Raw genomic sequence first — 12139 nt, 5'->3', positions numbered from 1 at the left:
GATGTGACAGAATCTGGCCATGGCCGTACGACCGAAAGCTCACCGCGTCGCGGTGCTCGCCCTCGACGGAGTGGTCTCCTTCGAGCTGGGCATCCCCTCCCGGATCTTCGACAGCGCCCAGGGCCCCGGGGGCGAGCGCCTCTACGACGTGGTCGTCTGCACGGTCGACGGAAGGCCGGTGCGTACCGAGGCCGGGTTCTCGGTGGCCGTCGAGCACGGGCCCGAGGCGCTCGCCGCCGCCGACACCGTGGTGGTCCCGCCGACCCACGACCTCGGTGTCCTCGCCCAGGGCGGACCGCTGCCCGAGCCGCTGGCCCGCGCCTTCGAGCGGATCCGGCCCGGCACGCGCATGGTCTCCATCTGCACGGCCTCCTACGTCCTGGCCGCCGCCGGGCTGCTCGACGGGCGCCCCGCCACCACGCACTGGTGCGACGCCGACGCCTTCCAACGCACCTTCCCGCGCGTCCGGTTGGACCCCGGCGTCCTGTTCGTCGACGACGGCGACGTGCTGACCTCGGCGGGCGCCGCCGCCGGCATCGACCTGTGCCTGCACATCGTGCGCCTCGACCACGGCAGCGCGGTCGCGAACCGGGCCGCCCGGCACTGCGTCGTACCGCCGTACCGCGACGGCGGGCAGGCCCAGTACATCGAGCGCCCGGTCCCCGAGCCGACCCTCGCCAGCACCGCCGACACCCGCGCCTGGGCCCTTGAGCGGCTCCAGGAGCCGCTCTCGCTCGGCGAGTTGGCCGCCCACGCCCGCATGAGCCTGCGCACGTTCACGCGACGCTTCCGGGAGGAGGCGGGCATGACGCCGGGGCAGTGGCTCACCGCCCAGCGCCTCGAAGTCGCCCGCCAGCTCCTGGAGTCCAGCGATCTCGCGGTGGACCTGGTCGCCCACCGGTCGGGCTTCGGCACGGCCAACTCGCTTCGCCAGCACATGCGTTCCGTGCTCGGCGTCTCACCCGTGGCCTACCGGCGCACCTTCCAGCTCACCGACCGCGTCGCCGCGCCGGGTGCCGGTCAGCCGGTGACGGTCTCCACTTCGTAGAAGCACAGGTGGTCCTTGATCTCGGCCACCTCCGTGTTGGGGTCGGGGTAGTACCAGACGAGATCGGGCGCCTCCGGCAGCGACCAATAGGAGGCCGTGCCCTTGAACGGGCAATAGGTGTGGGTGTCCGACGGTGTCAAGAGGTCGGTGCGGACGTCCTCGGGCGGAAGGTAGTAGCGGACCGGAAGTCCGGTCTCGCGCAGCAGCAGCGGGCGCCGGCTCTCGGCCAGCACCTGCCCGTCGCGCACGACCCGCACATGCTCGGTTCCCCGCTCCACGGTGATGCGATGTCCTGTCGTCATAAGAAGTGCAGCGCCCGGGAAGGCCCGCTTCTTCCCCTCGTATCGTTGCCCTATGAATATTTGTGTCTTCCTCTCCGCGGCCGACCTGGACGAGCGCTACACGCGCCCCGCCCGTGAATTCGCCGAGCTGCTCGGCAAGGGCGGCCACACCCTGGTGTGGGGCGGCTCCGAGAGCGGCCTCATGAAGGTCGTCGCCGACGGAGTGCAGCACGCCGGCGGCCGGCTCGTCGGCGTCTCCGTCGACTTCCTGGCGGCCAAGGCCCGCGAGAACGCCGACGAGATGGTCATCGCCAAGGACCTCGCCGAGCGCAAGGCGCTGCTGCTCGCCAAGTCGGACGCCGTCGTGATCATGGTGGGCGGGACCGGAACCCTGGACGAGGCCACCGAGATCCTGGAGCTGAAGAAGCACGGGAAGACCACCAAGCCGGTCGTGCTCCTGAACACCGCGGGCTTCTACGACGGGCTCAAGGAGCAGTTCCGCCGCATGGAGGAGGAGGGCTTCCTGCCCGTCCCCCTCACCGAGCTGGTCTTCTTCGCCGAGGACGGCGTCGCCGCGCTCGCCTACCTGGAGGAGTCCCTCGGTATCCAGTGAGCTCCCGACCAGTGCGAGCATGGCGGGTATGGCTACTCATCTGATCACCGGCGCCGGTTCCGGCATCGGCGCGGCCGTCGCCCGCCGACTGCACGAGCGCGGCGACGAGCTCATCCTGCTCGCCCGCGACGCCGGACGCGCCAAGGAGTTCGCCGCCCGCTACCCGGGCGCGCGCACCCTCGTCGGCGACCTCGCGGACCCCGACCGCCTCTCCTGGGCCTTCGACAAGCAGCCGATGCCGGAGCAGCTCGACTCGCTGCTGCACATCGCGGGCATCGTCGACCTCGGCCCGGTCGGCGAACTGCGCCCCAAGACCTGGCACCAGCAGCTCAACGTCAACCTGATCGCCCCCGCCGAGATCACCCGCCACCTGCTGCCCCAACTGCGTGCCTCGCGCGGCCACGTCGTCTTCGTGAACTCCGGCGCCGGCCTTGCCGCCCACGCCGAATGGGGCGCGTACGCCGCCTCCAAGCACGGCCTCAAGGCGCTCGCCGACTCGCTGCGCCACGAGGAGCACCCGAACGGCGTCCGCGTGACCTCGGTCTACCCGGGCCGCACCGCGAGCCCCATGCAGGCCAAGGTGCACTCGCAGGAGGGCAAGGAGTACGACCCGGCGAAGTTCATCGACCCCGAGTCGGTGGCCACCACCATCGTCATGGCCATCGACCTGCCGGCCGACGCCGAGGTCAACGACCTCACCGTGCGCCCGGGCAAGTAGCCGGGACCGGGCCGTGCGCCCGGTTGCGTAGGCTTCCGGGGTGAGCGAACAGAGCAAATTCCCCTGGGGGCCCGCCACCGGCGTCGGCTCGATGCCGGGCGGCGACGCGCGGGAGACCGCCAGGACCGTCACCGGCTCGCTGATCGGGGCCGAAGGGGCGAGCGGCGACTTCCCCCACCTGGCGGAGCTGCCCGCGCGCGGGCCCGGCGCCGACATGATCGGGCGGACCATCGGGCTCCTCGTCGAGATGTACGGGCACGTGGAGCCCAGCGGTTGGCGGGTCGGCGACCGGCCCGGCCGGGACACCCGGCGGGCCAGGTCCTGGCTCGGCGAGGACCTCGACGCCCTGGAGGAGTACACCCAGGAGTACACAGGCCCGCTCAAGGTGCAGGCCGTCGGACCCTGGACGCTGGCCGCGGCCCTCGAACTCAGGAACGGCGAGCTCTCGCTCGGCGACCCCGGCGCCTGCCGCGACCTCGCCGGATCGCTCGCCGAGGGCCTGCGCGACCACCTCGCCGACGTACGCCGCCGCGTCCCCGGCGCCCGGCTCGTGCTCCAGCTCGACGAGCCCTCGCTCACCTCCGTACTGCGCGGCCGGATCCGTACCGCCAGCGGATACCGCACCCACCGGGCCGTCGACCGGCAGGTCGTGGAGGCCGCGCTGCGCGAGGTCATGGCCGTGCACGACGGTCCCGTCGTCGTCCACTCCTGCGCCCCCGACGTCCCGTTCGCGCTGCTGCGGCGGGCCGGAGCCGCCGGAGTGTCGTTCGATTTCTCGCTCCTCACCGAGCGTGACGACGAGCAGATCGGTGAGGCGGCCGAGAGCGGGGTGAAGCTCTTCGCCGGAGTGGTGCCCGCCACCGACGGCCCATTGTCAGACCCTGCCGGTAGCGTCATGGGTGTCAGGACGCTGTGGCGCAGGCTGGGGCTGAATCCGGGGACTCTGGGCGAGTCCGTCGTGATCACCCCCACGTGCGGCATGGCGGGTGCGTCCCCGGCCCACGCCCGGGCCGCGCTCGCCCACTGCGTCCGGGCGGCGAGATCGCTCGCGGACAACCCTGAGTGACGGGGAAGACGGGAAACGGGAGGACATGACGGTGGCTGGCGAACAGAACGCAGCGGTGCCCGCGGAGGCACGGGAGAAGCACGCGCTCCTCGCCGAGCAGATCGAGGAGCACCGCTTCCGGTACTACGTCCGGGATCAACCGGTCATCAGCGACGGCGACTTCGACAAGCTGCTCCGCTCCCTGGAGGCCCTGGAGGACGAGCACCCCGAGCTGCGCACCCCCGACTCGCCGACCCAGAAGGTCGCCGGCGCCTACGAGACGGACTTCGCCTCGGTCGAGCACCGCGAGCGCATGCTGTCCCTGGACAACGCCTTCGACGACGAGGAACTGGCGGCCTGGGCCGAGCGCGTGGCCAAGGACGTCGGCACCGGCGCCTATCACTACCTGTGCGAGCTGAAGGTCGACGGCCTCGCCGTGAACCTGACGTACGAGCACGGCAGGCTGACCCGCGCCGCCACCCGCGGCGACGGCCGCACCGGCGAGGACATCACGCCCAACGTGCGCACCATCGCCGACATCCCCACCCGCCTCAAGGGCGACCGCGTCCCCGACCTCGTCGAGATCCGGGGCGAGGTCTACTTCCCGATGGAGGCCTTCGAGGGCCTGAACGCGCGCCTGGTCGAAGCGGGCGACAAGCCGTTCGCCAACCCCCGCAACGCGGCCGCCGGTTCACTGCGCCAGAAGGACCCCAAGGTCACCGCGACCCGGCCGCTGCACATGGTGGTGCACGGCATCGGCGCCCGCGCGGGCTTCGACATCGACCGCCTCTCCCAGGCCTACGACCTGCTGCGCGAATGGGGCCTGCCGACCGCCCAGCACAACAAGGTCGTCAACTCCCTCGAAGAAGTAAGGGAGTTCATCGCCTACATGGGCGAGAACCGGCACTCCGTGGTCGAGCACGAGATCGACGGCGTCGTCGTCAAGCTCGACGAGATCCCCCTCCAGGGCCGCCTCGGCTCCACCGCGCGCGCCCCGCGCTGGGCCATCGCCTGGAAGTACGCGCCGGAAGAGGTCAACACCAAGCTCATCAACATCCGCGTGGGCGTGGGCCGTACGGGCCGCGTCACGCCCTACGCCCAGGTCGAGCCGGTCACCGTGGCCGGCTCCGAGGTCGAGTTCGCCACCCTCCACAACCAGGACGTGGTCAAGGCCAAGGGCGTCCTCATCGGCGACACCGTGGTGCTGCGCAAGGCCGGGGACGTGATCCCGGAGATCCTCGGCCCCGTCGCCGACCTGCGCGACGGCAGCGAATACCCCTTCGAGATGCCCGCCGAGTGCCCGGAGTGCGGCACCGCGCTGCGCCCGATGAAGGAGGGCGACATCGACCTGCGCTGCCCCAACGCGCAGTCCTGCCCCGCCCAATTGAGGGAGCGCCTGTTCTACCTGGCGGGCCGCAAGAGCCTCGACATCGAGAACTTCGGATACGTCGCGGCCGCCGCCCTCACCAAGCCGCTGGAGCCCTCCGACCCGCCCCTGCTGGACGAGGGCGGCCTCTTCGACCTCACGATGGATCAGCTCCTGCCCATCAGGGCGTACGTGCTCGATCAGGACAGCGGGCTGCCCAAGCGCGACCCGAAAACCGGCGAGGAGAAGACGGCCCTCGTCTTCGCCAACATGAACGGCGAGCCGCGCAAGAACGCCGTCTCGATGCTGGAGAACATCGCGGCCGCCAAGGAGCGTCCGCTGGCGCGCATCCTCACCGGGCTCTCCATCCGGCACGTCGGCCCGGTCGCCGCCGAGGCGCTGGCCCGCGAATTCCGCTCCATCGACCGCATCGAGCAGGCAACCGAGGAGGAACTCGCCGCGGTCGAGGGCGTGGGCGGCATCATCGCGGCCTCCCTCAAGCAGTGGTTCGCCGAGGAGTGGCACCAGGAGATCCTGCGCAAGTGGAAGGCCGCGGGCGTCCGCATGGAGGACGAGAGCACCGGCGAGGACGAGGGGCCGCGCCCGCTGGAAGGCCTCACCGTGGTCGTGACCGGAACTTTGGAGCGGCACACCAGAGATGGCGCGAAAGAGGCGTTGCAGAGCCGTGGAGCCAAGGTCACCGGTTCCGTTTCGAAGAAGACGTCGTTCGTCGTCGTCGGCGACAGCCCCGGTTCGAAATACGACAAGGCGATGCAGCTGAAGGTTCCGGTTCTGGACGAGGACGGCTTCGCGATTCTGCTGGAACAAGGGCCCGACGCGGCGAGAGAAGCCGCGATGCCGACCGCCCCGGAGGGGGAATGAGACTCAAATAAGGGTAGTAACAGGGGGCCTGGAGGCTGCGCGGAGTCACCCGTTCGGCGCATAGCAGACCGATGCGGGTGGCTGGGTCGCATTCGGGCAAGAGCTGTAGACCGCTGCCCGACAGAGCCTTCCGCGGCCTACTGTTGAGATGTGCGCCGGTCGTGCACGGCTGATGGCCCCTGCTCGTGGAGCGGTTGGGGACGAACACCAGTCGTGGTGGCATGACATCGGGGCCATCGCGTGCACGGGCACCGCCGGCTGTGAGAGGGACGGGAATGAAACCGACCGAGAGCACCGCCCCGGCCGTGAGGCTGCGCGGGTTCACGGGCCTTTCGTCCAGGCTGACGGCCGTGGTCACAGGCCTGGCGGGCGTGGTCCTCGCCACCGGCTTCTACCGGGCCGTCCAGGCCGGCGACGCCCTGTTCCCCGGCGGGACCACGGGCTGGTCGCTCGCCGTCCTCAGCGGAATCATCGTCGGCCACCTCGTCGCGCTCGGCCGGGAGCGCTGGTGGGGCGGCACCGGCTCCGGAGCCGCCCTCACGATCGCGGTGCTGCTCCTGTACGGCTGGCTGCCGGCCGCGCTCGTCAGCCTCGCGGTGGTGGTCCTGGTCGGCGCCGCGCGGCGCAACCGCTGGCGCCAGGGCGTGCTCCACGGCGCCGCGGACGTCCTCGGGATAGGGGCCGCGGGCCTGGTCCTGGCCGCGTTCGACATCGTTCCGAGCGTCGCCCACCCGTGGTGGCCCACCGAGTGGAGCGTCGCCACCGTCCCCGAGGTCGTGCTCGCGGCGGGTACCTATCTGCTGATCACCCGGACCCTGCTCTGGTACGCCGTGGCCCCGCGCAACGGCCTGCCCACGGTCGCCCGCACGGCCCTGCTCCGGCAGGGTCTCGTGGCGGTGGCGCTGCTCGGCATCGCCCCGCTGATCTGCGTCGTCGCCATGTCGGTGCCCGTACTGCTCCCGCTGTTCGCGGTGCCGCTCGTCGCCCTCGACTCGACGCTCTGGATCGCCCGGGCCCGCGCCGAGGAGCAGCTGCGCGACCCGCTGACCGGGCTTCCCAACCGCCAGTGGCTCCTGGAGCGCACCTGGTCGGCCCTGGAAGAGGCGGAGGGCTCGGGCTCCCGCACCGCGCTCGTCCTGATCGACCTCGACCGCTTCCGGTCGGTGAACGACACGCTCGGGCACCTCGCCGGCGACCGCCTGCTCCTCCAGATAGCCGAACGCCTCAGGACGGCTCTGCCGCGTGGCGCGGAGGCGGCCCGGCTGGGCGGGGACGAGTTCGCCGTGCTGCTGCCGGTCTGCGACTCCGCGACCAGCGCCATGCGCACGGCCCGGGGCCTGGTCGCCGAGCTGTCCTCGCCGCTCGACCTGGACGGGCTGACCCTCGTCCTGGAGGCCAGCGCAGGTGTCGCGCTCTTCCCCGACCACGCGCTGGACGCCGAAGGGCTCCTCCGGCGGGCCGATGTAGCGATGTACCAGGCCAAGCGCGACCGTACGGGCGTGGAGGTGTACGAGTCCAAGCGGGACTCCAACACCCCTGACCGGCTTGGCCTGTTGGGCGATCTGCGGCGGGCGCTCGACGCCGGTGACGTGGAGCTGCACTATCAGCCGAAGGTCCAGTTCGACGGCCAGGTGGCGGGCCTGGAGGCGCTGGTGCGCTGGGTGCACCCGGAGCGCGGGCGGGTGGCGCCGGACGAGTTCATCGCCATCGCCGAGTCCAGCGGGCTCATGCCGCACCTCACCGAGTACGTCCTGGACACCGCGCTCGCGCAGGTCGCCCGGTGGCGTGCGCAGGGCCTCAACGTGCCGGTGGCGGTCAACGTCTCCCCGCGCGACGTCCACACCCCGGGCTTCGCGGGGGCCGTCGCGGCCCGGCTCGCCCGACACGGGGTGCCGGCCGGCGCGCTCCAGCTGGAGATAACGGAACACGTCCTGCTGGAGGACCCGCAGCGGGCCGCCGACACGCTGGCCGGGCTGACCGGGCACGGCGTCAAGATGTCCCTCGACGACTTCGGTACGGGGTACTCCTCGCTGGTGCACCTCAGGCGGCTGCCGGTCAGCGAGCTGAAGATCGACCGGTCGTTCGTGGCCCGGCTCGCCATCGACAACGAGGACGCGGAGATCGTGCGCTGCACCGTCGATCTCGCGCACTCGCTGGGCCTGTTGGTGGTCGCGGAGGGGGTCGAGGACGACGAGACGTGGGAGCGGTTGCGGGACCTGGGGTGCGACGCGGTGCAGGGGTGGCTGGTGGCCGCGGCGATGCCGCCGGCCGAGGCGACGGCGTGGCTGCTCGCCAGGGGGGACTCCGGGTGGCATCGGCCCGCCGAGATCGCGGCGGCTGCTGCGCGGGCGGCGGCGGAGGCGGCCCGGTCCTCGGGCCAGCCCGTCCAGTGACCCGGCCGGGACTCCGCCCCGGGCCCCGGAAGCCTTTCCCCACCCCGCCCCTTCCCGAGACCCTCCGGGGGTTGGGGTCACCTACAGGGGCGCGGGGAACTGCGCGACCAGCCCTGCACGGCCCGCGGCCGTCCCCGCCCCCGCCCCGCGCCCCCGTCCCCGCTCCCGGTGCCGCGCACCGACCCCGCGCCCCGGGTTCGCCCTACCCCGCGTGGACCGTCCCCGCGTACCTCCGAGCGAAGCGGCCCCCGCTCGCCGCCGACACCGTGACGTCGTAACTTCCGTCCCTCAGCGGCCAGTTCACCGATGTGCGGTCTCTCGGGGGGACCCACACCACCCGGGAACCCCGCTCGTCGGACACCGTGAAGGACAGCTCGGACGTACCCTCGTTGCGCAGGCGGAGTTCCAGGGTGCGGCGGCCGTGCAGGGTGGCGGTCGTGGTGGGGACCGGGGCCGAGGCCTCGTGGCCCGCGCGCACCACCGTGCCGGAGAAGCGGCGGAGGAAGCCGTCCGCGCCGTGGACCGTGAAGTCGTAGCGCCCGTCCGTCTCCGCCGTCTCCCAGACGTACGTCCTCGACCGCCCCGGCGCCACGGTGAACGGCGTACCCGTGAACGGCTTCAGCGTGTTGGGGAGCACCGTGAAGTGGAAGGCGGCCGAGCCCTGGTTGGCCAGGACGCAGGTGACGCGGCCCGTCGTGCGGTCCACCGTCACATCCGCCCAGGGGCGGTACGGCAGCGGCCGGTGCGGCCGGGTGCCGGGCTCCTGGGTGGGCATCGACTGGGCGCCGTTGGGGGGCAGTTTGACGGCGGGCAGCGCGTTGCCCGCGTCCGCCTTGGCCATCAGGGCCACCGTGTCGGGGAGCCGGGGTATCGAGTAGTCGGGCTTCGTGAAGTCGAAGCAGCTCGTCAGGTCGCCGCACACCGAGCGGCGCCAGTCCGAGATGTTCGGCTCCTGGACTCCCGTCACCAGCTCCAGGAAGCGGAGGACCGAAGTGTGGTCGAAGACCTGGGAGTTGACGTAGCCGCCGCGCGACCACGGGGAGATCGCCCAGAGCGGGACCCGGTTGCCCAGGCCGATCGGGCGGCCCGCCGCGAACTCGTCCGGGGTGCCCGGCTCGGGGAACGGCGGCAGCACGTGGTCGAAGTAGCCGTCGTTCTCGTCGTACATGACGAGGAAGACGGTGTGCTTCCACACCTCCGGGTTCGAGAAGAGCGACTGGAGCGCCTGGTCGACCCAGTGGGCGCCGTAGTCGGGACCCGCCGAGGGGTGCTCGCTGAACAGGTACGGCGCCACCAGCCAGGACACCGTCGGCAGGGTGCCGTCCTTGCAGTCCTTGTCGAAGGCGGCCGGGTCGAACTTTGTCATCGCGTTGACGTAACGCGGGTCGTCGGCGGGGAAGTTGTGGAACTGCTTGAAGTAGGAGAGCGCGTTGTCGTCGTAGTCGCCGTACCGGTCGTCCTTCGACGGGTTGTGGTAGACCCGCCAGCTGACCTTCGCCGCCTCCAGGCGCTCCGCGTACGTCGTCCAGTCCGCGACCGGGTTGTCCGTGACCGGCGTGTTGTCCGTCCAGGGCCCGGTCGTGCCGTCCTTGCCGGGGCCGCAGGTGCCCGACCACAGGTAGAGGCGGTTGGGGTCGGTGGGGCCGGCCTGGGAGCAGAAGTAGCCGTCGCAGAGGGTGAACGCGTCGGCGAGGGCGTACTGGTAGGGGATGTCCTCGCGGGTGAAGTAGCCCATGGTGCGCTCGCCCTTGGCGGCCACCCACTTGTTCATCGCGCCGCCGTTGATCGCGGTGTGCCCGGTGCCCCAGTCGTGCGGGAGGCCGCCCGCGTTCTGGGCGTTGTACTTCGTGGTGTCCATCCGGAACGGCAGGGTGAAGCCGTCGGAGCGGCCCGCGTCCGGCTGGCGGAAGACGGAGTCGCCGCTGGGGAAGGTCAGCGCCTGGCGGTCGTCGAAGCCCCGGACACCGGACAGGGTGCCGAAGTAGTGGTCGAAGCTGCGGTTCTCCTGCATCAGGACGACGACGTGCTTGACGTCCTCGATGCTGCCCTTCGGACGCGGGGCCGCGGTGGCGGTGTCGGGCAGGCCGACGGCGGCAGCGGCGGCGGTCGCGGCGGACGCGCCCACGAAGGCGCGGCGGCTGAGCGGAGTCATGACGGAAGGTCCTTCGGGTCGGGGGAGGAGGCGACGGCTCAGCGGGCGGTGAAGGTGACGGCGGGCGCGGCGTGATCGGAGGGCCAGCCGTTGGCGGCGGTGTCCGGCACCGGCTTCGGCCAGCCCGTGCACAGCGCGTACGCGGCCTCGACGTGCAGGGGGCCCGCGTACTGGATCTGGTCGATGCGGTCCTGCGGCTCGGCCGGGCGCACCGGCGACCAGGTCGTGCCGGGCTCGCGGGACGGGCTCGGGTGGGCCTCGCGGAACGCGTCGTGCAGGCCGGACGCGGCGAGCGCCACGGTCACCGGCCAGCGCACCTTGGAGGACCGGTCGAGGTGCGAGGGCGAGGCGAGTCCGGCCGCGAGCACCAACGGCGTGCCCCTCGCCGCCAGATCGCCCTTCATCGCGGCGAGCAGCGCCGTCGCCTGCCGGTGGCGCAGGCTCGCGCGTTCGGCGGCCTCGACCTCGGCGGGGGTGCGTCCGTCCCGCAGGGCGTAGGGCCCGTACGCGGCCTCGTCCAGCTGGGCCGTCCACAGCCGCAGCCGCCGCCCGCCCGGGAGTTGAAGGGTGGCCGCGACCGCGGGCAGGTCCGCGACGGGGGCCGCCGCGTCCGTGAGGGGGAAGCGGCTGACGACGCCGACCCCGGCCGGGGTGTCGTAGGCATGCCAGCCAAGGGTGTCGGCGAGCGGCTTGGCCACCGTGCCGCCCGTCTCCTGGAGGGCCAGCACGTCGAGTCCCTGGCCGAGCACGAGGCGCGCCAGCTTCTCCGGCAGCCCGTCGACGTGCGTCCCCGCGTCCCACAGGTTCAGGGAGGCGATCGTCAGGCGCGGCCGGGACCCGGCCGCGCGCACCGGTACCTGGACGGTGACGGTGTCGCCCGCGCCCGCGCTGTCCTTGACCGCGACCACGATCCGCCCGGGGTGCGGGCCCGGCCGCGCGGGCGCGGTCCCGGTCACCGTGCCGTCGGCGCCGACGGCCAGCCACGCGTCCCCGGAGAGGCGCCGGAAGGACGGGGTCCCGGCCGGGTTGCCCGGCGGGCGCACCCACAGCGGCGCCAGCGGCACCGACACCGCGGCCCCGGCGGCGTACGCGCCGGTCGTGAAGGAGTCGACGACGGCGTGCGGCGCCACCACCGGCGGCCGCGCGGTGATCGTGATCGGCGCGGTCCGCGCGAGGATCCCGTAGCCGTCCTTGGCGAGCAGGTAGGCGGTGTAGGTGCCTTCGCCGAGGCCGGAGGTGTCGAGCGTGATGTCGCCGGCGGCGGTCGTCACGTACGACCAGGCGAGCGAGGAGCCGGTGCCGGGGGCGCGGTCGCCGTCGTAGACGCCGATCCAGTTCTTGGGATCGGGCGCGTCGGTGGTCCAGTGGAAGGCGAGCCTGTCGCCCTCGCGGGGGCTGCCCGGCGCGACGAGCCGGACCGTACTGAGCGGGGACACGGAGGGTCTGGTCCTCTCGATGGACGCCGTGGTGGGGCGAGTTGGCTGAACAACTTCGCCAAGTGAGCCAGGCGTGCGCACACGCGATGTGAACGGAACATGACCAGATGTCGGAGATCCACGGACGCGCGGGGAGGCGGCGGGGAGGACGGTGACGGAAGAGGCCGACGACGGGCGCCGGGGCCGTGACCGAGGGTGAGCGGGT

9 protein-coding genes are annotated in these 12139 nt (G+C 72.3%); 6 read left to right on the top strand and 3 right to left on the bottom strand.

What is annotated here, in order from left to right:
* The first annotated feature begins 19 nt into the window (after positions 1 to 19).
* Positions 20 to 1048 (top strand): GlxA family transcriptional regulator, encoded by a 1029-nt coding sequence (locus ACFYZA_RS19535; protein WP_382592396.1) that lies wholly within the window; start codon positions 20 to 22, stop codon positions 1046 to 1048.
* Here ACFYZA_RS19535 and ACFYZA_RS19530 read toward each other — a convergent pair.
* The gene (locus ACFYZA_RS19530; RefSeq protein WP_388491848.1) at positions 1021 to 1350 is read right to left on the bottom strand and encodes a DUF427 domain-containing protein; all 330 of its coding nucleotides are present in this window, start codon (positions 1348 to 1350) and stop codon (positions 1021 to 1023) included. The two genes, ACFYZA_RS19535 and ACFYZA_RS19530, sit on opposite strands and share 28 nt — an antisense overlap.
* A 52-nt stretch (positions 1351 to 1402) precedes the next feature.
* Between ACFYZA_RS19530 and ACFYZA_RS19525 the strand changes: the two genes are divergently transcribed.
* The 5 genes from ACFYZA_RS19525 (at position 1403) to ACFYZA_RS19505 (ending at position 8346) form a co-directional block, all read left to right on the top strand.
* Positions 1403 to 1942: a TIGR00730 family Rossman fold protein gene (locus tag ACFYZA_RS19525; protein WP_382592402.1), complete on the top strand. Its 540-nt coding sequence runs from the start codon at positions 1403 to 1405 to the stop codon at positions 1940 to 1942.
* Positions 1943 to 1970: 28 nt separating this feature from the next.
* Entirely contained in the window at positions 1971 to 2660 is a 690-nt protein-coding gene (locus tag ACFYZA_RS19520; protein WP_382592405.1) for an SDR family oxidoreductase, read from the top strand.
* A 40-nt stretch (positions 2661 to 2700) separates the two neighbouring features.
* Positions 2701 to 3726, top strand: coding sequence for a methionine synthase (locus ACFYZA_RS19515; RefSeq protein ID WP_382592409.1), 1026 nt, complete (start codon positions 2701 to 2703; stop codon positions 3724 to 3726).
* A gap of 25 nt (positions 3727 to 3751) precedes the next feature.
* A complete protein-coding gene (gene ligA / locus ACFYZA_RS19510) occupies positions 3752 to 5953 on the top strand; it encodes an NAD-dependent DNA ligase LigA (protein ID WP_382592412.1) in 2202 nt (733 codons plus the stop codon).
* A gap of 275 nt (positions 5954 to 6228) precedes the next feature.
* Entirely contained in the window at positions 6229 to 8346 is a 2118-nt protein-coding gene (locus tag ACFYZA_RS19505; protein ID WP_388491844.1) for a putative bifunctional diguanylate cyclase/phosphodiesterase, read from the top strand.
* Positions 8347 to 8548: 202 nt separating this feature from the next.
* Here ACFYZA_RS19505 and ACFYZA_RS19500 read toward each other — a convergent pair whose 3' ends face one another.
* Positions 8549 to 10498: a phosphocholine-specific phospholipase C gene (locus ACFYZA_RS19500; RefSeq protein WP_388491841.1), complete on the bottom strand. Its 1950-nt coding sequence runs from the start codon at positions 10496 to 10498 to the stop codon at positions 8549 to 8551.
* A gap of 38 nt (positions 10499 to 10536) precedes the next feature.
* Positions 10537 to 11934 carry a hypothetical protein gene (locus ACFYZA_RS19495; RefSeq protein WP_388491839.1) on the bottom strand — a complete coding sequence of 466 codons (1398 nt, stop codon included), beginning with the start codon at positions 11932 to 11934 and terminating at the stop codon, positions 10537 to 10539.
* Positions 11935 to 12139: the final 205 nt, after the last annotated feature.

Origin of the sequence: Streptomyces sp. NPDC001828 (assembly GCF_042892175.1) — a bacterium.
In the GTDB taxonomy this organism is placed as follows: Bacteria; Actinomycetota; Actinomycetes; order Streptomycetales; family Streptomycetaceae; genus Streptomyces.
The sequence above is the reverse complement of the archived record's forward strand: the minus strand, read 5'-3'. Positions and strand labels throughout refer to the sequence as shown.